This is a genomic window from Arthrobacter sp. 135MFCol5.1 (assembly GCF_000374865.1).
Classification (GTDB): Bacteria; Actinomycetota; Actinomycetes; order Actinomycetales; family Micrococcaceae; genus Arthrobacter.
Window position 1 is genome coordinate 109,228 of the sequence record NZ_KB895459.1, and the last position, 23,793, is coordinate 133,020.

Consider the following 23,793-nt stretch of genomic DNA (forward strand, 5'->3'; position numbering starts at 1 on the left):
GGTCGTTTCCTTTCTGCAGACCTACTTCACGGCGAGGGGGAGCAGGCGGAGGTTCTTGCCGGTAGCGGCGAACCCTGTGTCGGCGTTTTGTCGGGCGACTTTGAGCCGCTCCTCCGTAGGCGTTCCATAGGTCGTGGTGCGCTGCACAGGGACTCGGCCGATGGCCCGGATCATGTCCTCCAGCTGGGATACCGTCTTTTCAGAACCGTTGTCGGCGCCAGCCATGCGGCTGATCGTTTCTTCCATCAAGGTTCCACCGAGGTCGTTGGCGCCGCCTTGGAGCATGAGCTGGGTGCCCTCCGTCCCAAGCTTTACCCACGAGGTCTGAATGTGGTCGATTCTCCCGTGCAGCATGAGGCGGGCCACGGCATGGACTGCTCGATTTTCCTGCATGGTAGGTCCTGGGCGCGCAATTCCGGCCAAATACACCGGCGCGTTTGTGTGGATGAATGGCAGCAAAACAAATTCCGTGAATCCGCCCGTCTCGTCCTGGATTCTGGACAGCGTTCGAAGATGTCCTACCCAGTGCGCAGGGTTGTCGACGTGTCCATACATCATGGTCGAGCTGCTGGGAATGCCGAGCTGATGAGCGGTTTTGACGATGTCGATCCAGGTTGCTGCGGGGAGTTTGCCTTTGGTCAGCATCCATCGGACGTCATCATCGAGTATCTCCGCGGCAGTACCGGGAATTGAATCAAGTCCTGCACTGCGCGCCTCTGTCAGGAACTCCTTGAAGGACATCCCCAGGCGCGTGGCCCCGTTGACGATTTCCATGGGGCTGAAGGCGTGCAGGTGGATTCCGGGCTGGCGTTTCTTTACTTCCCGGGCAAGATCGAAATAGGCGGTACCGGGTAGATCAGGATGGATTCCGCCTTGCATGCAGATTTCGGTTGCGCCGACTGCCCACGCTTCATCAACCCGGTCCCCGACCTGCTTCATGGACAGAGTGTAGGCATCTGCGTCCGTACGCCGCTGGGCAAAGGCGCAAAACCTGCATCCGGTGTAGCAGACATTGGTGAAATTGATGTTCCGGTTTACGACGAAACGCACTTCATCACCGACCGTCTCTTTCCGGACCATGTCAGCCAAGGCGGCCAGAGCCTCAAGTTCGGGCCCCTCGGACGAGAGCAAACGGAGGTAATCGCTGTCTGAGAGACCCGCCGGATCGTTCTCCGCGCGCCTGAGGACTTGCCGGATTTCGCCGGCCGCGGTGCTCCCCGGGGAGAAGATGGGGGAGCGGTTCCGGTCCGCGTCCTCCCGCAGCGCCGCCCAATCGCCGTAGACACCGTCGAAATCGCTTCGGCGGTCACTTGTCCGGCCAATCGTGTCAATTTCTGTATGTAGGTTGACCCTGCCCTTCCCGTCGCTTGCCCACGCAACGTCGGGGTCCTGCCAAGGAAATCCGGTTGGGATCATTCCCTCGACCGCCAGGCCGTCAGTGTCCGCCAGGGCGCGAACGTGCGGGAGGACGCGGGGGTCGACCCAAGGTTCTTCTTCCTTGACGTAGCGGGGGTGGATGGTCAGGCGTTCGCGCAACGTAAAGCCGTTGGCGGCCGTGAGGCGGGCCAGATCGTCCAGGTGTGGCCACGGCCGTTCAGGATTGACATGATCCGGAGTCAGCGGACTGACTCCGCCCCAGTCATCGATGCCGGCGCTGATCAGGAGAGCCAATTCGTGCGTGTCGGTAAGGTTTGGTGGTGCTTGGAGGCGGACCTTTGGGCCCAAAACCAGGCGGGTAACGGCGATTGCGGCCGCGTACTCCTCCGTTTCAAGGTCTGGCGCGGCCATCATTGCAGTTGCATCTTTTGCCCGGAAGTTCTGGACTATGACTTCCTGCATGTTCCCGTACCGGCGGTGGAGGGCGCGCAAAGCGAAGATGGCATCGATGCGCTCAGCATAGTTTTCACCGATACCAAGCAGAACACCTGTGGTGAAGGGGACGCTGGAGCGACCCGCGTCTTCCAGGACCCTCAGCCTGAGGGCGGGGTCTTTGTCAGGGGATCCATAATGCGGTCCTCCCTTTTCGGCCCAGAGCCTGGTAGCCGTTGTCTCCAGCATCATTCCCATGGAAGGTGCCACGGGTTTCAGTCTCTGGATCTCTTCCCACGTCATGACCCCAGGGTTTAGGTGGGGAAGCAACCCCGTTTCTTCCAGGACCCTGATGGCCATCGCACGGACGTAGTCGAGCGTGGAGTCATAACCGTGGGAGTCAAGCCATTTCCGGGCGGCGGGCCAACGGTCCTCGGGCCGGTCACCCAAGGTGAATAACGCTTCTTTGCAGCCGAGTTCGGCGCCTTTGCGTGCGAGGGCTACGATCTCATCCGGGGACATGAAAATGCCTTTGCCGGCTTTCTGCAGTTTGCCAGGGGTGCTGACGAAGGTGCAGTAATGGCATCGGTCGCGGCACAAGTGGGTGACCGGGACGAATACCTTGCGGGAGTAGGTGATGATACCGCTCTGACCCGCCTGCTCGAGCCCGGCATCGCGCACGCGGGATGCCGCAGACATCAGGCGCTGCAGGTTGTCTCCTCGGGCATGAAGGAGCGTCTGTGCCTCCTCCGGGTTCAGCGTGACCCCGTCGTTTGCGCGCCGCAGTGCCCTTCGAAGTGCACTCTCAGCAGGGATAAAGGTCTCAGTCGCGGTCATGATAAAGACTCCAAAGGTAGGAATTAGGAGATGTCTCGACCCCGCCGCCGGGGTCAATTGCAGATGTTAGGAGCGGGAGGTCGGTGGGGCCATGGCCAATGCGGCAGCAGCCATGGCGGCAGTAGTTGGGGTGTCGGTCATCCACAATGGGGCTGTGGCCCCTTGGAGGCCGGCCTCCTCGAGCAAGGGAAGGTATCCCTCATCCGTCACATCCATCAGCCATCCGTCGAGAACACCGCCGCGGCTGCGGGCACCATAAGACTCCGCCACTCCAAGAGCAGTTGCCTCCACCCCGACCGTCTCAAGGCACTGCTCCGCCATGCCGCGAACTGCCGAGCCGCCGATAATCGGAGAGAGGCCAATAACCGGTGCAGCGGTGCTTCGGACCGCGTCGCGAACTCCTGGAACGGCCATGATGGTCCCAACTGAAACAACCGGGTTTGAAGGAGGCAGGAGGATTACGTCCGCGGACCTAATAGCTTCAAGGACTTCAGGTGTCGCGGAAGCCTTCTCCAGGCCGATTTGGACGAACTCGCTCACAGGAACGAGAGCGCGGTATCTCACCCACCACTCCTCGAAATGGATAAGATCGCCAGCCGAGTGTTCCGGAGTTCCCTGAGAAAGACGGACATGCGTCTCCACCGACTGGTCACTCATGGGTAGGAGACGTACCCCGGGTCGCCAGCGGCGGCACAACGCTTCGGTTGCCTGCGTCAAACTCAGGCCCTCGCGCAACATGTCCGTACGGACTATATGCGTTCCGAGATCGAGGTCACCCAAGGTGAACCAGTCCCAGCCCCGGCCGTAAGCGCTGATTTCGGCAGACGTCCGCTGACTTTCACCGCTGCGCCCCCATCCTTGATGCTCGTCCACAGCACCACCCAGCGTGTACATGATGGTGTCCAGGTCCGGACACACCCTCAGCCCATTCAGCCACATGTCGTCCCCAGTATTGGCAACAACCGTAACGGCAGCGTTGTTGGAAACGCCGTCCGTAGAGGCTGCATTGAGATGAGCAAGCAAGCCGCGAACAAATCGGGCGCCACCTACACCCCCTGCCAAAACAGTGATTCTCTTCTTCATTGAAGGTCCGTCCTCCCGCTGTGGATCCACGACGAAGGCAACGCGGGACAAGTCTCCGAACAATCGCTCGTTAGTCCCAAAATTATGTCGCCCTACCTTCACTGTGTCAACGGTCACGGGCTGAAGCGCACGTCGGGGCGACTCGGGCGCCACTAGAGCCGGCATTAGGTGGCGGTGGAAACCCCGTTATGGACAATTACGAAAAGATTAGGGTTCTTTCGACATCTTGTTCCGCTCCACGAGGTCGGCAGCCCAAGGCCGAACACCATGGCGGAAGGCCATCCCCTCTGGAAGCCCCCGGACTGTGGCTGTCGAGCCTAAGATATCGATAGTTATCCGGCCCGAGGCCATAGGAGCATTCGCAATATGAAGGGCTCCGTATGATTCCGGAAGGGCGGGATCAAGCCACACGCCGCCGCGCCCAACATCGGCGTAGTAGCCCATCAGCCCCTTGATGAGTTGGATCGGCGTGGTCGCGGCCCAGGCTTGGGGTGAACATGCCGTGGGGTAGGGGACCGGCTGGTCGAACTGGTTTCTACTGAAGCCACAGAACAGTTCGGGCAACCTGCCTCCTGAATACTCCGCCGCCTCAAACAGGGCAGTAGAGATTCGTTGCGCCTGCTCAACGAAGCCATAGCGGAGTAGCCCCGCCGCGATGATCGCGTTGTCGTGGGGCCAAACGGACCCGTTGTGGTAGCTGGCGGGGTTATACGCGCCCATGTTGCTAGCCAGCGTCCTCACGCCCCACCCGCTGAACATTTCAGGAGACATGAGCTGCTCAGTGACGAGCGCAGCCTTGTCTTGATCCGCGATGCCAAACAACAGACACTGACCCATGTTGGAAGCGCAGGCATCGACGGGCTTCTTGTCGCGATCCAGCGCGATGGCATAGTAGCCGCGATCAGGGAGCCAAAACTGTTCGTTGAAGCGCTTCTTCAACTCAGCTCCCAGATCCCGATAGTGAGCGGCAAGCGCCAGATCCCCCGCATCGTGTGCTATCCAGGAGCGCGCAAGATAAGCGCTGTACACGTACCCTTGCACCTCGCACAGGGCGATCGGCGGCTCTGCCAGTGTCCCGTCCGCAAAGTTTATGCCGTCCCAGGAGTCCTTCCATCCCTGGTTTAGCAGGCCCCGTTCATTAAGTCGTGCATACTCGACAAATCCATCCCCGTCCTTATCGCCATAATCCCGGATCCACTCCAGAGCGCGATCGACATGGGGCAACAGGTCCGCGATCGTCTCTTTGGCGAAGCCCCAACGGCAAATTTCGCCGAACAGAGCGACAAAAAGGGGAGTGGCATCAACACTGCCGTAGTACGCTGACTTGCCACCGAGCGCCAAGCTGCTCGAGACGTCAAGCCTCACCTCGTGAAGGATTTTTCCCGGCTCCTCTTCGCTCAACGCATCCACCACGTTGCCCTGACGGTCCGCGAGGGTTTGAAGGGTGCCGAAAGCCAGGGATGGGTCGACGGGCAGTGCCATTAGCGATGCCCAAAGCGCGTCGCGGCCAAACAGTGCCATGAACCAAGGTGCGCCGGCAGCAACCACAATCCGGCTGGGATGCTCAGGATCCTCGATTCTGAGCGCACCGAGGTCATCGTAACTTCGTCGAAGTGTGCGTTCAATCGAAGGGTTTCCGACGTTGATCACCGGGATCTTCGTCACCCACTCCTGCCGTCGGAGATCCTGGGGCGACAGTTCGCCAAGACGTGGAGCAGTGAACGCCGATATCGGGCCGCGGCTACCAGGGGTGGGGAACACCCTCATAGTGGTGCGCCAGTGCCCCTGCGGAGGGATCGAGGCGCGGTACGTCAGCCCTTCTCGGACAACACCGGCCGCCTCGGCTGACACCACCACACCTTTGTGGATATCCCTCCAAGCAGACAGGATAACTAATCTGTCATTGAGTATTTCACGTGATTCTGCCCACTGCCTCCGAACTCGTGCTTCTTTCACCTCAAAGAGATCAGCGAAGTCAGCGTCGATTTGTATGGAAATCACACACTCAGTAGGAGACATCGAGAAGTTCCGAACGGTGATCTGCTCTAGAATCCCCGACCCGACCTCGCGAAGCCGCTCGACAATGAGGGGGCTGTCAGCACGGCCATCGGGGCCGGAAACGCGTCCGGCGAAAAGGGCCCGGTAGGGCTCCTTGATATTGGCCGCCAGCGGCTCCAACGATTCTCCGTTTACGATCAAACTTAGACGGGACAGGATGCGCGTGTCCTCCACAAAAAGGCCTTGAGGGCTGTCCGGGGAGATATCGCCATTAGCGGCGGAGATGCAAAACGAGGACCCCTCCACCAGAGTGACCGAGCCTGAACCAAGGGGTCCAGCAGCAGTGTCAGCATTCCATCCAGCCATTCCAGCTCCTTCAAGCGACTGATGCCCCGGCACCGGGTGTTGAACTGTGACTTATTTGTCCCTGTCCAACCGCCCTCTCAACTGAAGCTACCCCTGAAGAATATTCAGTGCCAGACCATGAACGGACGTCCACATTCCGCTCAGAGGTCTGGCGCAGCATCCCCGGAGATTGTCTGGGCGGTCAGCGGACTCCGTTCATTACTGGGATAGTCCGGGGGGCCTGGAAGGACAAGAGCCGGATCCACTCGGGCTCATCGCCCCGCAACTGGATTGCCGTCAGCGCAGTAGCGACTTCCTGGACAACTATGGCGGCCTCAAGTTCTGCAAGCTTAGCTCCGAGGCAGCGGTGGATGCCGGAGCCAAAAACCAAGCCGTAGCCGGTGGATTGTCCGTGCCCGGCCGCCTGGGCAGGAATAGATGAGCTTCCGGGTGCGGCCGGTGCGGTGATGTGGTTGCCGCTCAGTTCGAGGAGGATTTCGGCGCCGGCAGGGATCGGGTCGCCGGCGAGGTTCGTGTCGTAGGCTGCAACGCGTCGCCAGGTGGGGACGGACGATTCGGTGGCCAGCACGTGCCGGACCATGGTCTGGGAGCCTGATTCGGACGCCGCATTCTTCCAGCTCACCGGTGCGGACCCCTCCAGGAGACGGAACAGGGTGGTGCTGATCAGCTGGGTGGTTGTCTCCTGTCCGGCGATCAGCAGGAAGTAGCCCAGCGAACAGATTTCCGGCCTGGTCAGGCCGTGTTCCGCCAAGGACTTGAACAGGTTGCGTCCGGGCGCCGTCAGGGATTCAGCGACGAGCTTCCGCAGCCAGACATAGAAATCGGCGGCGCTCCGGGCCAATTCAAGTTGCCGGGCCTCGTCGGGCCACCCCCAGAACAACTCCATGGAGTCAAGGCCCCAGCTTTTGAGATCCGCAAGGTCCCGAACGGGCAGCCCGAGGAGTTCAAGCATCACGACCGCCGGGGTAAACGCCGCGACAGTCTGCACCAATTCGACTTGGCCGGAAGAGTGGAGCTGGTCCGCAGTGTTCTGTGCCGCTTCCCGGGCCAGTTCACGGATCCGGGGCACCATGGCGGCGACGGTGGCAGGAGTGAAGAAACCGGCCACGACCTTGCGGATCCCGGCGTGCGTGTCCGTGTCGTTGCTGGCCAGGACTGGAGGCAGCGCAAAGCGGACGCGCTGCAGCACTCGCAGGGCAGGCCCTGCCAGTGGGGTTACCGCGATCAAGGCATTTGCCGGACTGAAGTCCGTGGGCCGGTGCAGTACGTCACGGACCGCGTCAGGATCGCGCACCACGAGGTACGGGCAACGCGCTCGGTCGGCACCGGCAGTCTGACCCGTGACGTCCGTCTCTTCCTGCACCAGCGGCGCGGGACCCGCGGTCATCATCGCCGGGTTCATGCGGGCAGGCCGTTCAGCCAGGCAGCGGCTTCGGCTCGGAAATCGGCCGGGGACAGTTCCGCGGCCCCCTCGGGAAGCACCCCCAGGAAAGGCACCCGCAGCGTCTCGAGCACTTTCCGGTTGCTGTGGTGGACGAAGTCAGGGTTTCCGGGCCAGCTTCCGAGCACCACACCGAGAACCCGAAGGTCTCGCACGGCCAGCGCTTCGAGGGTCAGGGCGGTGTGGTTCAGGGTGCCGAGGGCCGGCCGGGCGACGAGCATAAATGCCGCGGTCAGGAGTGATCCGAGGTCCGCCAGGGTGCCGCCGCCGGAATCCAGTTCCACGAGCAGACCGCCCGCGCCCTCAATCAGGACGTGGTCGTGGGACGCAGCCAGCTCGCGGACCCGGCCTGCATGCGCAACAACCCGGGGAAGCGGAGTTCCGTCGACGGCAGCAGCGGCGACAGGAGCCAGCGGCTCCTGCAGGACGACTCCGGTTTCTGCTGTCACGACACCGGCGAGCCGGACAATTTCGGTCGTGTCGGAATCACCGGCGGCTGCGCCTGACTGGCACGGTTTGTACACCGCGACGCTGCGCCCCATTCCGTGGAGGACGGCGGCGAGGGCCGCCGTCGTGATGGTCTTCCCGACGCCGGTGTCGGTACCGGTGACCAGGATGATGGCGGGCAGGTTCATGGAAGTTCCTCCAAAATGCCGCGCAGCACTGCGCAGCTGTCTTCGATTTCCTCGGGTGTCAGGATGGCGCAGGCAGTGAGCCGCAGCCGCGAAATCCCGTCCGGGACGGACGGCGGGCGGAAGCAGCCGATCCGGACGCCGGCAGTGCGCGCGGTGGCGGCGGCTGCCAGGGCCGATTCGGCCGACGGCATGGCGATGGACTGGACGGCCCCCGACGCTTGCTCGACAGCGGGCCGGTGGATAGTGGCACCACGTGTCTCCAGGGCAGGGGCGAGCCCGGCGGCCAGCGCCGCAGCGTTGTCCCGGACGGACCCGGCCCGCCAGGGCTCTTCCCGGATGATCCGCACGCCGGCGAGGGCCGCTGCGGCCGAGGCGGGCGCCAGACCGGTATCGAAAATGAAGCTCCGGGCCCGGTTGACGAGGTGTTCCTGCAGCAGGGCGGATCCAAGGACTGCGCCGCCCTGGCTGCCCAGGGCTTTGGACAGCGTCGCCGTCACGATCACGTTTGGATGCCCGGCAAGGGCCGTCCCGGCCACCGAGCCGCGGCCCTGAAATTTGCCGGTGCCGGTGACTCCGAGGCTGTGGGCCTCGTCGATGAGCAGCACGGCGTCATGCTCCTCGGCCAAAGCCAGCAGCCTGGCGAGCGGGGCTTCGTCGCCCAGGACGCTGTAGATGGATTCGACTGCGATCAGCGCGCGCGGCTCCGACCGTTCAGCCAGGAGCCGGCCCGCTTCCGCCACGCCGTTGTGCGTGAACGATTCGGTGCGGGAGCGGCTGAGCCGGAATCCGTCGATCATCGAGGCGTGGCAGTGCTCATCGGCCACAATCAGGGTCCCGGGGCCGCCTAGCGCCGTGGTCACACCGATGTTGGCCAGATAGCCGGAGGAAAACACCAGCGCAGTTTCCATCCCGGCCAGCATGGCCAGTTCCCGTTCGAGGTCCAGGTGCAGCCGGGTGGTTCCGGCTACCAGGCGCGAGGACGTTGCGCCCGCGCCCCACAGCGACGCGGCCGCCGCAGCAGCCTCCATGACGCGAGGGTCCGAGGCGAGCCCGAGGTAGTCGTTGCTGGCCAGATCGATGAACTGTTCGTCCGCGGCGCGCGGGAGCGGGCGGCGGATCAGGCCGCGGCGGTCCCGGACTGCGGCTTGCCGCTCAAGCCACTGGGTCATCGAATGGCTCATGCCGGTCCTCCCGACCGCGCCGAGACGCGTTCGTGGACTTCGGTGACGGCCGCAACCATGCCAGTGGTCACCTGCTGGACGTCCGACGCGCTGCTGATGTATGGGGGCATGGTGTAGACGAGGTTCCGGAACGGCCGGACCCAGACCCCGTGGCGGATCGCAGCGGCGGTCACCGCCGTGACGTCGACGGCGTCGTGCAGCTCGATGACTCCGACGGCGCCGATGGTGCGGACATCCCGGACAGCCCTGAGCTTCAGGGCGGGGGAGAGCCCTGAAACCAGGGCGGCCCCGATCCGGGCGACGTCGGCGCGCCAGCCGCCGTCGTCCAGGATGCCGAGGCTGGCGTTGGCCACCGCACACGCCAGCGGGTTGCCCATGAAGGTGGGGCCGTGCAGCAGCGCCCCCGCCTGGCCGCCGGATACCGTCGACGCAACGTCTGCCGTGCAGAGCATGGCGGCGAGGGTAAGGTACCCGCCGGTCAGAGCCTTGCCCACGCACATGATGTCCGGCACGACGCCGGCATGATCGGCCGCGAAAAGCTCGCCGGTGCGCCCGAAACCCGTGGCGATCTCATCGAAAATAAGGAGCAGCCCGTGCCGGTCCGCCGCCTCCCGCAACGCTGTCAGGCAGGCGGCCGGGTAGGCGTGCATGCCGCCGGCGCCTTGGAGGACCGGTTCGACGATGATCGCGGCCAGCTCCCCGGAATGCGCAGCCGCGATGTCTCCGAGCTCGGATGCCCACGCCTTTACGGACTCGGGCGTGGCTGACGCGGCAGCCGGGGGACGCGGAGCGAACACGTTCGCCGCCAGCAGGCCCGGAAACGCGGAGTGCATGCCGTCCACGGGATCGCAGACCCCCATCGCCGCGAACGTGTCGCCGTGGTACCCGCCGCGGATACTCAGGAACCGCTGCCGGGACGGCCTGCCGGACGCGGTCTGGAACTGCACCGCCAGCTTCAGTGCAACCTCCACGGCCACCGAGCCGGAGTCCGCGAGGAACACCCGCTCCAGGCCCGGCCGTCCGGGCGCGGAAGGCGCCATGCCCGCCAGCCGCTCGGCCAGTTCCACCGCCGGGGCATGCGTGAGGCCGCCGAACATCACATGGCTGAAGCTTCCCAGCTGCCGACGCGCGGCGGCGTCCAGCACCGGGTTACGGTAGCCGTGGATCACCGACCACCACGAGGACATCGCATCCAGCACCTCATGGCGTGCGCCGTCCTCGCCGCGAAGCCGCAGCCGCACGCCGTCGGCCGCCTCAACCTCCCACAGCGGAAGGTTCGGGGAGGCTGGGGCGTACGGGTGCCACAACCGTGCGCGGTCCCGCTCGGTCAGGCCCATGGACGTGCCCGTCATGGTGCAAGCCCCCCGTGCCGGGAGCATTCGGCGCTCCAGCCGAGCGGTGTCACCTGGACCTTCATGCGGCGCCGGCAGGCGGCGCAGTAGCGCGGCGGTTCCAGCGTGAGTTGCTCGCCGCAGCGGAGGTGAACGCCCGACGTCGGACCGTCACCGCCGTCGGACGGCTCGCCGCAGTGGCCGCAAAACTTCGCGGTGGCTGCTTCTGCCGGGTTGCCGGCGGTTGAGCGGCCGGCGGATGAAACCCTATTCATAGTGTCTTCTGGAGTTCCTTGATGGGCATGTTCAATTCGACCAGCAGGTTGAGGTCGGCGGTGGCGGGGCGGCCCAGGGTGGTGAGGTAGTTGCCGACGATGACGGCGTTGATACCGCCCATGAGGCCTTCGCGGGTGCCGAGGTCGCCGAGGGTGAGTTCCCGGCCGCCGGCGTAGCGCAGCACGGTGCGGGGCATGGCGAGGCGGAACGCCGCGATGGCCCGCAGGGCGTCCTTGCCGTCCATGATGCCCTGGTTTTCGAGCGGGGTGCCGGGGCGGGGGTTGAGGAAGTTGAGGGGGACTTCGTGGGGTTCGAGAGCGGCGAGCTGGGCGGCGAGTTCGGCGCGCTGTTCCAGGGTTTCACCCATGCCGATCAGGGCGCCGCAGCACAGTTCCATGCCGGCGGACTTGACCATGGTGCAGGTCTCCAGGCGTTCTTCGTAACTGTGGGTGGTGACGACTTCGGGGAAGTAGCTGCGGGCTGTTTCGAGGTTGTGGTTGTAGCGGTGCACGCCCCACTCCGCGAGCTGGTCCACCTGGCGCTGAGTGAGCATGCCCAGGGAACAGGCGATGTTGATGTCCACGGCTTCGTTGATGCGGTCGATCGCGAACTTGATCTGGTTCATGAGCTTGATATCGGGGCCGCGGACGGCGGCGACGATGCAGAACTCGGTGGCTCCGGTGGCGGCGGTTTCCTTGGCGGCTTTGACGAGTTCGGGGATGTCGAGCCAGACGCCTCTTACCGGGCTGTCAAAGAGGCCGGACTGGCTGCAGAAGTGGCAGTCCTCGGGGCAGCCGCCGGTCTTGATGGAGATGATGCCTTCGACCTCGACGTCCTCGCCGCAGTGCTTCAGGCGCACCTCGTGGGCCAGTTGAAGGGCGGCGGGAAGCGCTGCGTCCGGGAGGCGGAGGACTTCCTCGAGCTGCGACTGGGTCAGGCCGATGCCGTCCTCGAGGACCTGCTCGCGGGCTATTTCCAGGATTTCATAAGTTGTGCCAGCGCTTGTCGCGGTGCTGATCTCGTCGCTGGTGGGAACGTCTGTCTGAATCATCATTGATAGGTCCTTGTTGCCGGTGATATTCCTCTTAGCAGACGCTAGTTCGCCGCAGGTGCCGCCATTTTGTCGGATTCCGACAAGATTTTGGTGCATCAGGCGGACGGATGCGTTTTCAAACCGAGTTGGAGACGAGCGTTCTACTTTGAGGCCTCAGCCAACCAATTTATTGGCCGAGTTTTATGCCATTCCCCAGCCCTTCCGCCGCAGCGATAACATAGGTTGCGTCGAGCTAGCGCTGCTTGCTTTGGGTTCGTCTGCAGCTTGCGTCGGCAGGGGAGGGCTTCACCCGGCCTTGGCATGGCGGAGGCACCGCTGGACCGACTCGCGGCTGCTTACGTAGTCACGGTCAAGTAATTCATGGGCAAATCCGAGGCTGGCATTGGGTCGGGACAGGACGCATTTCTGAAGGTCCGTGTGGAGGTCGTCGACAGCGACCCTAGGATTTGGCGCCAGCTCGAGATCCGAAGCACGATGACGCTGAATCAGGTCCATCGGGTGTTGCAGGCGGCCTTGGGTTGGGAGGACGCGCACCTGCACAGATTTACCTCGAGTGATCCGTTTGCGCCGTTGCGCCCAGTCGACGGAGAGCTTCCCGGAGCCTCGCGTGGCTTCCAAGGCAAGACTGCGAGGAACCGTCGGACAGGCCCGAGGAGGATTGTTCTCTGGAGCAGCTGTTTGCGCTGGGCTCCGGTGTGGCCTTTTACGAGTACGACTTTGGTGACAGCTGGCTTCACCGGCTCGAGCTGGTCTCCAAAAGGCCGGCCGAGAAAGGTGCGCCGCCGGCCCGGCTGGTCGACGGCGCCCGGCGCGGCCCGTTGGAGGACTCTGGCGGGTTGCCCGGGTATGAGGAGATCATGGATGCCTTGGCCGACGCGTCTCATCCTGACCATGACGAGTACTCTGCCTGGTTGGCCGATATGACCGGTTCCACTGAGCCTTTTGACCCGGCTTTTCTGGACATCGCCGACGTAAACCGGACGCTGGATAGATTGTTCTGAGGCCGGGGATTGGACCCGGAAACTCAACGAACAGCGGTCAGGAAAGATGCCCTTCTTACGGCTCTCCCCCGCCCGTTATTTAATGGCCGATATCGTACCTTATGTCAAGCTGCTGGTCAGAAGGGGGCGGAAAGGCCCTCCCTCAAGCTTACGAAAGGTTGTGTATGGCCCCGGCCCAGCGTGGGCCGGACACGGCCCGGCGGACCGCCCTGGCACGCCCGTGGAAGTCGATCTTTGGAACCCGTTGGGAGTCGGTTGGAGCAGGCGGGTCATCGTAGGCTCGATGTTCGATATCGTGCAGGGTTCTAGAGGAGTCGGTGATCAGGCCCATGCCGGCGTACTCGCGGACGGCGGCAATCCCTGCGACGGCGTCGGTCTTGGTGGTAAAGGGTTTGGATACGGCCATGACGGTGCCGTCGGGTGCTGTCAGGCGGAACCTGAAGGCTGATTCTGCGTCGATGAACAGTTCGAACATTCCGGCCATTGCGATCCTTTCGGTCTGAGGGATCCCTGGGGACGGCGTCGTTGCCGCCCATGCGCGTGGCGTCGTTGCCGGCGCTTTTCGTGGTGTCCCGCTCCAAATTTTTCATCAATTCAGCATGCGTTCGACGAGTCTTCCGTAGGTACGCCTGCTGGCGCAAGGGATTCCCCTGGCATCCAGCCGAAGTGATGCCCTGCTCTCGGTCTGCCCGGCCGCACTTCGGGCGACGTCCCCGAGGCGCCCTCAGCGCGCCGTCGGCGTTATCAACCAGGACGTTCCTCCCTGCTTGAGCCCCTATTGTTGGAATTGCCGACGCGTTGCGTGCGGCGAGACCACGGCGCCAAGCCAACGTCTCTCAGACTCGAGCCCTCGAAGGAGTTCCGTGTCGGACCTGGTCCCGGAGTACCTAACCTACGACTACCGCTGCACCTTCCGCGGGGTTCCCGGCGTCCATCACGACCCGGACGATTATCCTATGTTCTGGACCGTGAAGGTCAAGGGCCGGGTTTGGGACAACGAGGATGAGGGCGATGGCAAGGAAGTTGCCGTCGGCGAGGCCGAGCTGTACATCGTCCCGGACGCCGGCATCATCGACCTCTTCCTGACTTTGGACGCGGTAAACCAAGATGTCGCCAACGTCGGCGAGATGCTCACCGTCAACCGACCAGACCTGATCGACGAGATGAGCTTGGGCGGGGATCTGATGATCCTGTCATGGCTGAAAGTCGCACCGAAATTCCGCGGGAACAAGCTTGGCCACTCGATCCTGAAAGCCGTTCTCAGCACGATTGGCAGGTCATCGACCAAAGTCATCATTGAGGCCACTCCCCCATTGACGGACAACGGCCCGATGGAAGGCAGCCCGGAATACCTTGCCGGGAAGGCGGCGCTGCGGCGGTACTGGGAAAGCTTCGGGTTCCAGCCGGCCCACGGCGACTACCTGGTCTTCGACGACATGGCCGACGGCATCGACTGAGCCGCATCACCCCACTCCCCGCCGCCCAGACCTTGACGTTCCCCCGCCACACCCCGACACTCGATTCCACAAGTTAAGGGTTGGAGGCGGCCGTGAACAGTCAACGCGTCGGCTACGTGCGGGTCAGCACGCTCGACCAAAACGAGCGGCGTCAGCTCGAGGGCCACGTCCTGGACAGGGTATTCACCGACAAGGCCTCCGGCCGTGACACCGCAAGGCCGCAGCTGACCGAACTGCTGCGGTTCGTCCGCGACGGCGACACCGTGGTCGTCCACAGCATGGACGGGCTCGGCCGGAACCTCGATGACCTGCGTGCCCTGGTCCAAGGCCTCACCAGACGAGGGGTTCGGGTGGAGTTCCTCAAAGAACAGCTCGTCTTCACCGGTGAGGACTCCCCCATGGCCAACCTCATGCTCTCCGTCATGGGCGCCTTCGCCGAATTCGAACGCTCACTGATCAGGGAACGCCAACGCGAGGGCATCGCCCTGGCCAAACAGCGCGGCGCCTACAAAGGACGGAAGAAGACACTGACGCCGGAACGCGCTGCCGAACTCGTCCAGCGCGCCGGCAGCGGCATCCCCAAAGTTGTCCTGGCCCGCGACTACGGAACCAGCAGGGAAACCGTCTACCAGTACCTCCGCCAAGCGGCGTTGAAATAGACCTTCCCCCCACCCCTGCTCGTTCCCAGAAAACCCCAAGGTTTACCCTGCAAGGTTGATCATGGAACTTCGGCCAACCGCTATTTGGCCGGAGTTTCGCCAAGTCCAAAGGCCTTCGGTCGGCGTCGGCTGCCCAGTGTCAGTGGCGGGTAGCGTACTCTAGTGTCCGGCCCTCCCTCAGCCTCACAGAACGTCGGTTATCGGCTTATGAAAAGGACGAGTAAAAGTAGTTGAATAGCGTTCGTCCCACACTCCCTTTTGGGTGTCACCGCGAGCTAGAAACCCAAGGGCGTAATTGATGACGTGACCCCGACGGGGTACAAGGAGGCCGCCGGCTCTTTGGGAAGTTTCCGAGTGCACCGTGATTGAATCAGGTGCACATTGTGGAACACGCGCTTCGCTCTGGCCAGAGTCGTCAGCTAAAAGCGTGCAGGAGTTCCACAAAAACTCACCAGAGGCCCGCGAACCGTTGGAGACATGTAGTGAAGGACGATAGGAACCGCAACTCTGACGGTCAGGATCGGACATATGAGCCTAGTCCCTGGACCGATGACTGGGCGATCCGACCGGAATCGCTCGCAGAACTCTGGCACATAATCGGCAGGGCGACCTTCGGGTTAGGGTCCGAAACCCGCGTGATCTGGCGAGGCCTTGGCGACCACGCATTTCGAGTTGAATCGACACTGGTCCGCGCGCTCCGCAAAGAGGGAGTGGAAATTACCGAGGCCAATTTGCGGCGTCGCGAACTCCAGATCCTCCGTGTGGCTCGAAACTGGGACATCGGGCTATCCGAACACGGGAGTGTAACGGATATGCATCTGCTTGCGATGCTTCAACACCACGGCGCGCCCACCCGGCTCATCGACGTGACCTTCAACCCGTTGACGGCACTCTGGTTTGCATGTTCGGACAGCACCCTGGCGGACGCGCCTGGCGTACTTGTGGTGATGACCGTCTCGGACGCCCCTACAAGAGTCACTTCGGACATCCCTACTCTGACGTACGACACAGTCACAATGCCACGGGAAGCAACCGTTATCTCCGCCATGCGGAAGTCGCAGGCCATAGGGGGCCCGCTGCTTATCGAACCTCGCCCGAAGGATGAACGTATGAAAGCGCAGGAAGGGGCCTTCTTGGCAGGTACCTTTCCGGATGTGCCTCAGGACGGGCCTGTGGTTGGGCTCCAATGGAGCAGCATGGCCCCCATGCTGCCCTTCACACTTCGAGCTCTGGAGTCTCCCGACGCCCATATAGGGGGTACCCGCTGGCATGGGTTCTCGTATGCAGGGATAGTCATCAGTCCCGAGATAAAGAGACAGTTGCTCCCAATCCTCGATCGAACTTTCAACCGCTCCCATCGCACCATGTATCCCGACATGCCGGGCTTCGTGGCCACACTAAGACAAGGCCTCCTCAATGATGAACTCAACGCAGACGGAAACCCGCGTGATGACCTTCCTGTTCCAATGCCTGAGTACTGGCAGAACGCATAGCCATACTTGCGGACCGCATTTGAGCGGGAAAAGTAATCAATAGTCACCGTTTGACTGGGACAGAGAGAAGCTCAACCCCCCGTTCTTGTAATCAAAGCCGAATCTGGGTGTGGTGTGTGTTATGAACCTCAGACACGGCATTTCCAGGCCTACACAATGGAGACGTCACGGGGTTGTCGAATCGACACCGGCTTCGGCCGAGAAAAGAGAGATCCCCCAGGTGCCAAAGCAACGATACCGCCCCCAAAGTTTGCCTGCCGAAGTCTTCATACCTCGCTGGCTAATGGGAGGCAACCCCGAGGAGCTTCAAGGGCTCTGCCGCTGGGAGCTAGTGGATATTGAACGAGAGCGAGGGAGATGGAGCATTAGGTCGAACGAAAGCGTGCATGGCGAGAACCCCAAGCTATTTATACCCGCAAAGCTGGCCGACAAGGACAATGCGCACAAAAGCCCTTATTCCCGTCTGCATCGACTAAAGAACTATGAGCGTTTCCATGGCCAAGGGTGGAAAGTAGCGCTTGACGTACATGGCCGTCTGGCAGCAAAACACCCGGACCAGGTTTCCGCATTACTGGCCAGCATCAGTATGCTCACGACAGCGGCGCCAACGACTGCGAAGCTCATTGAGGTTGTAAATGACGCTATGGGGCAGATCCTCCCCCAGCTTGGGTCGGCTTCTGTACACCTAATTGAAGTCGACCCTGCGCTATCCCACAGATACTCCATTTTTCAGGCACTTCTTCAAGCTGAAGATTTACCCCCCGAGGCTACCGACGACGGGAGGGCTTTCGGGTCTGCCAGTGGCCTCCTCCACGAAACCGTAGTTGGCTTTGATTCATACTTTTCCTGTCTAGCTACGAGCCTTTCGCCAGATCTCTGGGCCGTTCCGGCAGGGCGGGTGGGCGGCATCATCCTCTACGTGTTTGGAGGCCTTGTCGAAGGGCAGAAATCGCATACCCTAGATCCCATCCGGCTCTTGTCCCCAGGGCACGGGGCCACGGCTGCACTTCCGCTCACTGAAATCCCTCCTGAGTCGTACGCCGCTGCCGTCCGATGGTGGACGGGCCAGCTGAATCGAGTCTTTTCGTACATTACAGAGCCGGCCAATTACCTCAAGGACGGACTATTCAGCCCTCAAATGGCATTCGAAAAGGTGTTGACACTAGAACAGCTCTTCCGCAACTGCCAATCAATTGCAACGAACACAAGAGACCAACATGCTCGACGAATAGTCATGTTCAATTCTTTGGACAGCCTTCCCGGCCTCGTGCCAAGTATGAAATGGGAGGTGGCGGCGAACGCCAGTAGATCCGAAGTCGCGCTCGCTCGTCTGGAAGAAGCAATCCCAGCAGAGATACAGCCTGTCCTTTTGCCCCGCGCACGATCAGCGATAGCGGCCCTGCGGGAGCTGGAAGGCGGTTTCTTCCAGAAAAGCAGGGTAGCTCATGCAGCGATTCAGCTGCCGCACAAAGGTGGGGGCGACACGCGGATACCACTTGGGACTGCGGCAACAGAGTGGTTGCGGGTTATTCGAAACAGCCAACACGGATTCGACAAAGAGCAGACACCGAGAGACCGGGCCCTCCTGACTGCCCATGACGGCCATATACCAGCCGCAATCGCGGACCTGGCATGGCTTCATTTGCTGAACATCGTGACATTTCCCGAAAAACTCTTCCGAGGACCGCGCCCGAAAGTGTCGACCGCTCCCTGATGGGAAGACTAAGAACGTCACGGTTACATGGCCACACAGTTTAGGGAATCTTCATTATCGGCTCTTGAGCCGGTGCTTGGCAGTTAGAGAAATGCGAGCCTGGAGGGCGCCCGAATACGCCGTGACTGCAACAAGCGGTTGGGCATCGGGCGCTGGCAGCGAATCAGTTCCCGCGGACATCTTCACGGGAACGGACCCGATCCCGGGCTGCATCCTGTTCCACCGAGGGTACCTGGACCGCCGTGATCTCGGAGCCCACCATTCGACCACCGTAGAGATGTCCCGATCAGCGGGCGCTGTGGCTCCGGTCGGGGCGACAGTGGCCTTCAGAAAGGGCCTGGACTTGGATTTGCCGGAACCGTCGGCGCCGATGAACCGGCAACCCAGCGAGGTCCCTCGCCACCGGTACAGCTATGCGTCGGGAGTCTCCAGGAGGGTCCGGGCGTAGGCTTCGTTGGCCCTTGGAGACGTCAGGAAATCGATGAAGGCGCGCGCTTCAGCGTTCTCGAGCGCGTCCAGTGCAAGCGCGGCGGAGAAGTCGGTGTAGTGCTGCACCTCGTCGGGAAGCGGGCCTGCGATTTGGGCTTCGGGGACGAACAGCAGTTCACTGAGCTGCTGGATGGCGACATCGGCGCGCCCGTCGACGAGGGCGTTGGCGATGAAGCCTTTCTCGATGATGGTTGCCTTAGCGTTGATCTCGTCGGCGATTTTTAGGCGGTTAAGGAGTTCGGCGAAGTAGATGCCGCTGGCACCGGTGACTGAGTAGGCGACGGACCGGGCGTTGAGCAGTGTCTGGACGAAAGTGTCTGTGGTGGAGATATCCGGGATAGGGGCATCGGCCGGTACGGCGAGGCCGATGCCGCTGCGTGTTACGCCACGGCGAGAGGTCAAGTCCACGAGGTGGCCGAGGCTGTCGAAGGAGTTGGTGACCCCGATCATGACGTCGAAGGTTTCGCCTGCATCGATACGGCGAAGTAGCTGGACCGTGGGGTCGTAGACGCCTTCGACGGTGATCCCGGTTTTTGCGGTGAAGGCGTCGAGGATGACGTCGTCCAGGGCTTTCTTGACGGCGATGGTGCTAAAGAGTTTCACGTTCGTGTGGTTCCTAATCTGTGCAGGTACTGGCGGAAGGTGTGCGCAGGGCAGCCGCAGCCTCAAAGGACTGGTTTGAGGCGGGCGTTAGGCCGAGGCGGGCGTACTCGTCGCGCCGGCCGTTGATGGCCGGGTAGGTCAGTTCAGGATGCCGGCGTGTTCCCGTGCCGGTGGCCGAAGAGCGGGTTCCAGATGTCAGTGTCGGCGAATTCCAACGCCTGTAGTTTGTTGCGAGACCATGTCGCGGGGGCGTCGCCGATGAGGGCGATTCGTGGTTGTATTTGTCCGGTACTCATGCGCTTGCTTCCTTGATCCAGTCCAAGCCTTCGACGGTGCCGGCAGCGGGCGCGTATTCGCAGCCGATCCACCCCTGGTAGCCGCGTCGGCGCAGGTGGTCGAAGATACGGGTGTAGGCGATTTCGCCGGTGCCGGGTTCGTGACGTGAGGGCGTGTCGGCAATCTGGAGGTGGAAGACCCGATCCCATACGTTATCCAAGGTGGTTAGCAGGTCACCTTCGTCGATCTGTGCGTGGTAGAAGTCGAAAAGCAGTCCAACATTTTCGCTACCGACGGCTTCTGCGACGGCTGCCGCCTGGGCCTGGGTGTCGAGGATGAATCCAGGGGCGTCCCTTTTGTTCATGGCCTCGAGGACCAGCCGGACGCCGGTCCCTTGGCTGCGGTCCGCGGCCCAGGCGATGTTGGTGACGTAGCGGGCAAATGCCCTGTCCCTGCTGACGCCGTCCGGACGGATCCCCCCGACGATATGGAGGAAGTCCGCGCCGAGGGCCGTGGCGTATTCCAACCCCTGGTCCACTCCGTCGCGGAATTCCTGGACCCGGTCCGGGAAGCAAGCAACACCTGAGCGGGTCGGGGTACCGGGTTCGCCCATGGGGGTGTTGACCAGGACTTGCTTGAGGCCTGCGTCAGCGAGGCGCCGTTTCAGGTCGGCTGGGTCATAGGAGTAGGGAGCGGCATATTCGACGGCGGTGAAGCCCGCCTTGGCGGCCGCGTCGAAGCGTTCCAGGAACGGGACCTCTGTGAACAGCCACTTCAGGTTCGCGTCGAAGCGCAACGGTGCAGGCTGCGCAGCGCTTACGCCGGTTTCCGGGGATGCATTGAGTCCGGTGTCAGTGCTCATGCAGCGGTGACCTCCACCATTTCCTTGGCCGGGCCCGCGCCAGCGGGCCTGTGCGGGTTGGGTTAAATCCTGTATAGCTCGACTTGGTCGCTCATCAAGTACAGTTGCCTGTCTCCAGTCCCGTTAGCCCGCAGCCAGATCAGCTTCCCTTCCGCACTTGTTGTGTCCACCCAGGCATGGGACAAGCGGCCATCACTTTGACGAACTTGAACCGCATCGCCTGGTCGAAGGTCGGCCCAGTTACGCGCGTAGTTTCCGCGGGGAAGTGACCTGTCAGGCAGCGATACAGGTGCAGGACGGGGTCTACGCCGTCCGTTTTCTTCGGACTCCCTAGAATCCGACATAAACATGTTCCAGATGCCTAACTTCCGGGGATTGAGCAAAGTGTGGGCCCACGAGTTCGCGCCATTTCGTGAAGCCCGGGGAATTGCGGAACCCGACGGTATGGTCCTCAAGCGTGGCCCAACCAACAGTAAGCGTGTACTCGGAGGGGTTTTCGACGGTTCGGTCCAGGCGGAAGCTCAGCGCACCCGGCGCCTGCTGGAAATACGGAACTGCCTGGGCGGCCGCTGCTTCGAAGGCCTTTTCGGAACCGGGCTTGATGGTCAGGGTTGCAATTTCGTGGATCATGCCGTGGCTCCTTCTGTCAGGGCGGGCTGGTTGGCCTGCTCTTCGTCGATCCGGTTGCGCTCGGTGCTGCCGGCCATCGTGCGCGTGGCGTCGATGGCGGCGTAGGTCCAGAAGATCTTCATTTCTTCGGTCGCGGAGGCGTTGCGGAACCGGTGGACGATGTTGGCCGGAACGAACGTGGTGTCGTAGGTGTTGAGGTGGTACTCGGTCCCGTCGATGTCCACCCAGGCGTTGCCTTCGATGACCACAACGGATTCGACCACGTTGTGGCTGTGGTGGCCGATCGCTGCGCCGGGTGCGAAGGTGGTGATGCCGTTCAGGAACGCGGTGGATCCGAGGTGCGAGCCGACGAGCGGCACCGTGGAGGCGCCGTTGCCGCGGTCCTTGCGCGGCAGCTCGTGAGGCCTGAGGATCACTGCGTCGACTGAGCTGATGTTGGTGCTGATGCGTGACATGGTGTGTCTTCCTCTTTAGTCGACGGCGGCGGGAGTGGGTGCCGGCCCCGTCCAGAAGGTCTTCATGTTGGTGAATTCGCGGACGCCGTAGGAGCCTAACTCCCGGCCGTAACCGGATTTCTTGATGCCGCCGAAGGGCAGGCGAGGATCGGAGGCCACCATGCCGTTGATGAAGACGGCACCGGCGTCGATCTTTGGGAGCAGGTCGCGGGCCGCAGTTTGGGTATCGGCGGTCCAGAGGGCTGCGCCCAGGCCGTATTCCGTCCGGTTGGCAAGGGCGATGGCTTCCTCGGTGGACGAAACGCGAACAATTGCGGCGACGGGACCGAAGGTTTCCTCGTCGAAGGCAGCTTGGCCGGGAACGACATGGTCGATGATGGTCGGTTCGTAGTAGTAGCCGGGCCGGTCGACAAAGTTGCCGCCGAGCAGGACCTTGCCGCCTGCTTCAATGGTGCGGGCGACCTGTTCGTGGAGTTCGGCACGGAGGTTCTCGCGGGCCATCGGGCCAATGGTGGTGGCCGGGTCGATGGGGTCGCCGACGACCAGTGACTTGGTGTTGGCCAGGAACTCGGCGACGAACTTGTCAGCCACCCTTTCGTCCACGATGAAGCGTTTCGCGTTCACGCAGGACTGGCCGGCGTTGGTGAAGCGAGCCTTCACCGCTACTTGTGCCGCTGCCTTGATGTCTGCATCGGCCAGCACAATGAACGGGTCGGAGCCACCAAGCTCGAGGACCTGCTTCTTCAAAGCGGCGCCTGCCTGGGAAGCGACGATCTGGCCTACCTGGGTGGACCCGGTCAGGGTCACGGCGGCAATGCGGTCATCGGCGATGAGCGCAGCGACCCGCCTGGACTCGATGAGCACCGTGGAGAACAGACCTTCTGGCAGGCCCGCTTTGTTCATAACGTCCTGCACGGCCAGGGCTGCCTGGGGAACGTTGTTGGCGTGCTTAAGGATGGCCCCGTTCCCTGCTGCAACGGCGGGCAGGACGAAACGGAAGAACTGCCAGAACGGGTAGTTCCAAGGCATGATCGCAAGGACGACGCCGAGGGGCTCGAAGACCACGCCGCTGTCCTCCGCGCTGGAAACGATCGTCTCGGGAGCCAGGTGCCCTGAGGCGGTTTCCGCGTAGTATTCGGCCGTCATCGCGCACTTTTCGATTTCGGCTTCTGCTTCGGTGATGGGCTTGCCCATCTCCAGGGTGATCAGGCGTGCGTACTCGTCCTTACCGTCGCGCAGGACTTTGGCGGTGTTACGGAGGACCTGGACGCGTTCTTCCACGGGTACCAGCCGCCAGGCTTTTTGCGCCTCGGTGGCGGCCGTCAGGGCGGCGTCCACCTGAGCATCCGTGTGCGCCTCGAAGACTCTGAGTTCTTCACCCGTAGCAGGGTTAATGGTCGAAATCATGGTGTTTTCCTTACTTGCTCGGACAGGAGCCGCTAGAGACCGATGTTGGCCCGGATTTCGGCCTCAGATGCGAACTTGGCCTCGGCCCGTTCCACGATCTCGTCAAGTTCCTCGATACGAAGGACTGCAATACCGTCGTCGTCACCGGCGATGATGTCACCGGGGCGAACGACGACGCGCCCGGCGGAAACCTCGCGCTGCAGGTGGCCGGGACCGTTCCGGTAGGGGCCGGCGGGCGTCTGTGCCCTTGCCCATACGGGGAAGCCAAGCTTCCCGATGTCCTCTGCGTCGCGAATGGCGCCGTCGATGACGATGCCGGCAATGCCCTTTGCCTGGGCACGCCCTGCCATCAGCTCACCAATGAGCGCGCGGGCCGTGACGCCCTGGCCGTCCACGACGATGACATCACCGGGCGAGGCTTCCGCCAGCGCCCTGTGGATGTAGTCATTGTCACCGGCAGCCGTCATCACAGTGAAGGCGGGCCCCACAACCCTGGCACCCTTCCAGACGGGACTGATCTCAGCTTCCATGAGGTACAGGCGGCTCATCGCGTCGCCGATATTGGCAACGGGAAGGGCATCCAGGCGGCTCTTGATATCCGCCGAAAGTCCGGTGGTGTTGATCATCGTTGATTCTCCTCTTCGGGTCTAACGGGAACGGCTTCCTCAAACGAATACCGATTTTCTGGCTCCGGAGGTGTTGCCCTTCCAAGCAATACTCCACTGAGCGGAAGTAC

The 23,793-nt window shown here is 62.4% G+C and carries 21 protein-coding genes and 2 pseudogenes; 6 read left to right on the forward strand and 17 right to left on the reverse strand.

All coding sequences use genetic code 11. The features are described 5' to 3' along the window. Window positions 1–21: 21 nt before the first annotated feature. From C563_RS0113320 to bioB, 9 genes are all read right to left on the reverse strand, one after another. Window positions 22–2,646, reverse strand: a complete 2,625-nt coding sequence (locus tag C563_RS0113320) for a bifunctional FO biosynthesis protein CofGH (protein ID WP_043424150.1) — start codon at window positions 2,644–2,646, stop codon at window positions 22–24. A 66-nt stretch (window positions 2,647–2,712) separates the two neighbouring features. Further along, window positions 2,713–3,729, reverse strand: a complete 1,017-nt coding sequence (cofD, locus tag C563_RS0113325) for a 2-phospho-L-lactate transferase (RefSeq protein ID WP_018762562.1) — start codon at window positions 3,727–3,729, stop codon at window positions 2,713–2,715. A 207-nt stretch (window positions 3,730–3,936) separates the two neighbouring features. Continuing rightward, entirely contained in the window at window positions 3,937–6,093 is a 2,157-nt protein-coding gene (locus C563_RS0113330) for an amylo-alpha-1,6-glucosidase (protein WP_018762563.1), read from the reverse strand. 181 nt (window positions 6,094–6,274) lie between these two features. Continuing rightward, window positions 6,275–7,495 carry a cytochrome P450 gene (locus tag C563_RS0113335; RefSeq protein WP_231369889.1) on the reverse strand — a complete coding sequence of 407 codons (1,221 nt, stop codon included), beginning with the start codon at window positions 7,493–7,495 and terminating at the stop codon, window positions 6,275–6,277. Next, window positions 7,492–8,169, reverse strand: a complete 678-nt coding sequence (gene bioD / locus C563_RS0113340; protein ID WP_018762565.1) for a dethiobiotin synthase — start codon at window positions 8,167–8,169, stop codon at window positions 7,492–7,494. The genes C563_RS0113335 and bioD overlap by 4 nt, the downstream gene beginning before the upstream one ends. Beyond that, complete coding sequence (locus C563_RS0113345; RefSeq protein ID WP_018762566.1) at window positions 8,166–9,338, reverse strand: aminotransferase class I/II-fold pyridoxal phosphate-dependent enzyme; 1,173 nt, start codon at window positions 9,336–9,338, stop codon at window positions 8,166–8,168. Before C563_RS0113345 ends, bioD begins: the two co-directional genes overlap by 4 nt. An 8-nt stretch (window positions 9,339–9,346) precedes the next feature. Then, window positions 9,347–10,702, reverse strand: coding sequence for an adenosylmethionine--8-amino-7-oxononanoate transaminase (locus tag C563_RS0113350; RefSeq protein WP_018762567.1), 1,356 nt, complete (start codon window positions 10,700–10,702; stop codon window positions 9,347–9,349). After that, complete coding sequence (gene bsaP, locus C563_RS23030) at window positions 10,699–10,956, reverse strand: biotin synthase auxiliary protein BsaP (protein ID WP_018762568.1); 258 nt, start codon at window positions 10,954–10,956, stop codon at window positions 10,699–10,701. The genes C563_RS0113350 and bsaP overlap by 4 nt, the downstream gene beginning before the upstream one ends. Next, window positions 10,953–12,008 carry a biotin synthase BioB gene (gene bioB / locus C563_RS0113360; RefSeq protein ID WP_231369896.1) on the reverse strand — a complete coding sequence of 352 codons (1,056 nt, stop codon included), beginning with the start codon at window positions 12,006–12,008 and terminating at the stop codon, window positions 10,953–10,955. The genes bsaP and bioB overlap by 4 nt, the downstream gene beginning before the upstream one ends. Before the next feature lie 363 nt (window positions 12,009–12,371). On the opposite strand from bioB, the pseudogene C563_RS22915 reads away from it, so the two are divergent. Both C563_RS22915 and C563_RS22920 read left to right on the forward strand, forming a co-directional pair. Next, window positions 12,372–12,503 (forward strand): annotated as a pseudogene (locus C563_RS22915) (plasmid pRiA4b ORF-3 family protein); the annotation flags it as partial. A gap of 191 nt (window positions 12,504–12,694) precedes the next feature. Beyond that, window positions 12,695–13,012, forward strand: a complete 318-nt coding sequence (locus tag C563_RS22920; RefSeq protein ID WP_269208834.1) for a plasmid pRiA4b ORF-3 family protein — start codon at window positions 12,695–12,697, stop codon at window positions 13,010–13,012. A 148-nt stretch (window positions 13,013–13,160) separates the two neighbouring features. Here C563_RS22920 and C563_RS0113370 read toward each other — a convergent pair whose 3' ends face one another. After that, the gene (locus tag C563_RS0113370) at window positions 13,161–13,496 is read right to left on the reverse strand and encodes a YegP family protein (protein ID WP_018762571.1); all 336 of its coding nucleotides are present in this window, start codon (window positions 13,494–13,496) and stop codon (window positions 13,161–13,163) included. 379 nt (window positions 13,497–13,875) lie between these two features. Here C563_RS0113370 and C563_RS0113375 point away from each other — a divergent pair, with 379 nt between their 5' ends. The 4 genes from C563_RS0113375 to C563_RS22445 all read left to right on the forward strand — a co-directional run bounded on the left by C563_RS0113375 (window position 13,876) and on the right by C563_RS22445 (window position 18,335). Next, window positions 13,876–14,469, forward strand: coding sequence for a hypothetical protein (locus C563_RS0113375; RefSeq protein ID WP_018762572.1), 594 nt, complete (start codon window positions 13,876–13,878; stop codon window positions 14,467–14,469). 92 nt (window positions 14,470–14,561) lie between these two features. Next, window positions 14,562–15,128 (forward strand): recombinase family protein, encoded by a 567-nt coding sequence (locus tag C563_RS0113380; protein WP_018762573.1) that lies wholly within the window; start codon window positions 14,562–14,564, stop codon window positions 15,126–15,128. Between the two features lie 635 nt (window positions 15,129–15,763). Next, the gene (locus tag C563_RS0113385) at window positions 15,764–16,621 is read left to right on the forward strand and encodes an FRG domain-containing protein (protein ID WP_231369897.1); all 858 of its coding nucleotides are present in this window, start codon (window positions 15,764–15,766) and stop codon (window positions 16,619–16,621) included. Between the two features lie 382 nt (window positions 16,622–17,003). Further along, window positions 17,004–18,335, forward strand: coding sequence for a hypothetical protein (locus C563_RS22445; RefSeq protein WP_155845176.1), 1,332 nt, complete (start codon window positions 17,004–17,006; stop codon window positions 18,333–18,335). 411 nt (window positions 18,336–18,746) lie between these two features. Here the strand turns inward: C563_RS22445 and C563_RS0113390 are convergent, their stop codons facing one another. From C563_RS0113390 to C563_RS0113420, 7 genes and pseudogenes are all read right to left on the reverse strand, one after another. Further along, window positions 18,747–19,427, reverse strand: a complete 681-nt coding sequence (locus C563_RS0113390) for a substrate-binding domain-containing protein (RefSeq protein ID WP_018762576.1) — start codon at window positions 19,425–19,427, stop codon at window positions 18,747–18,749. Window positions 19,428–19,570: 143 nt separating this feature from the next. Next, entirely contained in the window at window positions 19,571–19,723 is a 153-nt protein-coding gene (locus C563_RS22450) for a hypothetical protein (protein ID WP_018762577.1), read from the reverse strand. After that, complete coding sequence (locus C563_RS0113400) at window positions 19,720–20,565, reverse strand: hydroxypyruvate isomerase family protein (RefSeq protein ID WP_018762578.1); 846 nt, start codon at window positions 20,563–20,565, stop codon at window positions 19,720–19,722. Before C563_RS0113400 ends, C563_RS22450 begins: the two co-directional genes overlap by 4 nt. A gap of 330 nt (window positions 20,566–20,895) precedes the next feature. Then, window positions 20,896–21,195 (reverse strand): putative quinol monooxygenase, encoded by a 300-nt coding sequence (locus C563_RS0113405; RefSeq protein WP_018762579.1) that lies wholly within the window; start codon window positions 21,193–21,195, stop codon window positions 20,896–20,898. Beyond that, window positions 21,192–21,650: a cupin domain-containing protein gene (locus C563_RS0113410; protein ID WP_018762580.1), complete on the reverse strand. Its 459-nt coding sequence runs from the start codon at window positions 21,648–21,650 to the stop codon at window positions 21,192–21,194. The genes C563_RS0113405 and C563_RS0113410 overlap by 4 nt, the downstream gene beginning before the upstream one ends. Before the next feature lie 15 nt (window positions 21,651–21,665). Beyond that, window positions 21,666–23,060 (reverse strand): annotated as a pseudogene (locus C563_RS0113415) (NAD-dependent succinate-semialdehyde dehydrogenase); the annotation flags it as partial. 29 nt (window positions 23,061–23,089) lie between these two features. Continuing rightward, window positions 23,090–23,683, reverse strand: a complete 594-nt coding sequence (locus C563_RS0113420; protein WP_018762582.1) for an RraA family protein — start codon at window positions 23,681–23,683, stop codon at window positions 23,090–23,092. Window positions 23,684–23,793 lie beyond the last annotated feature (110 nt).

Excerpts from the sequence above, each read along its gene's own strand:
- C563_RS0113320 (WP_043424150.1), bottom strand. The coding sequence starts at position 2,646 with ATGACCGCGACTGAGACCTTTATCCCTGCTGAGAGTGCACTTCGAAGG.
- cofD (WP_018762562.1), bottom strand. The coding sequence starts at position 3,729 with ATGAAGAAGAGAATCACTGTTTTGGCAGGGGGTGTAGGTGGCGCCCGA.
- C563_RS0113330 (WP_018762563.1), bottom strand. The coding sequence starts at position 6,093 with ATGGCTGGATGGAATGCTGACACTGCTGCTGGACCCCTTGGTTCAGGC.
- C563_RS0113335 (WP_231369889.1), bottom strand. The coding sequence starts at position 7,495 with ATGAACCCGGCGATGATGACCGCGGGTCCCGCGCCGCTGGTGCAGGAA.
- bioD (WP_018762565.1), bottom strand. The coding sequence starts at position 8,169 with ATGAACCTGCCCGCCATCATCCTGGTCACCGGTACCGACACCGGCGTC.
- C563_RS0113345 (WP_018762566.1), bottom strand. The coding sequence starts at position 9,338 with ATGACCCAGTGGCTTGAGCGGCAAGCCGCAGTCCGGGACCGCCGCGGC.
- C563_RS0113350 (WP_018762567.1), bottom strand. The coding sequence starts at position 10,702 with ATGACGGGCACGTCCATGGGCCTGACCGAGCGGGACCGCGCACGGTTG.
- bsaP (WP_018762568.1), bottom strand. The coding sequence starts at position 10,956 with ATGAATAGGGTTTCATCCGCCGGCCGCTCAACCGCCGGCAACCCGGCA.
- bioB (WP_231369896.1), bottom strand. The coding sequence starts at position 12,008 with ATGATTCAGACAGACGTTCCCACCAGCGACGAGATCAGCACCGCGACA.
- C563_RS0113370 (WP_018762571.1), bottom strand. The coding sequence starts at position 13,496 with ATGGCCGGAATGTTCGAACTGTTCATCGACGCAGAATCAGCCTTCAGG.
- C563_RS22450 (WP_018762577.1), bottom strand. The coding sequence starts at position 19,723 with ATGAGTACCGGACAAATACAACCACGAATCGCCCTCATCGGCGACGCC.
- C563_RS0113400 (WP_018762578.1), bottom strand. The coding sequence starts at position 20,565 with ATGAGCACTGACACCGGACTCAATGCATCCCCGGAAACCGGCGTAAGC.
- C563_RS0113405 (WP_018762579.1), bottom strand. The coding sequence starts at position 21,195 with ATGATCCACGAAATTGCAACCCTGACCATCAAGCCCGGTTCCGAAAAG.
- C563_RS0113410 (WP_018762580.1), bottom strand. The coding sequence starts at position 21,650 with ATGTCACGCATCAGCACCAACATCAGCTCAGTCGACGCAGTGATCCTC.
- C563_RS0113420 (WP_018762582.1), bottom strand. The coding sequence starts at position 23,683 with ATGATCAACACCACCGGACTTTCGGCGGATATCAAGAGCCGCCTGGAT.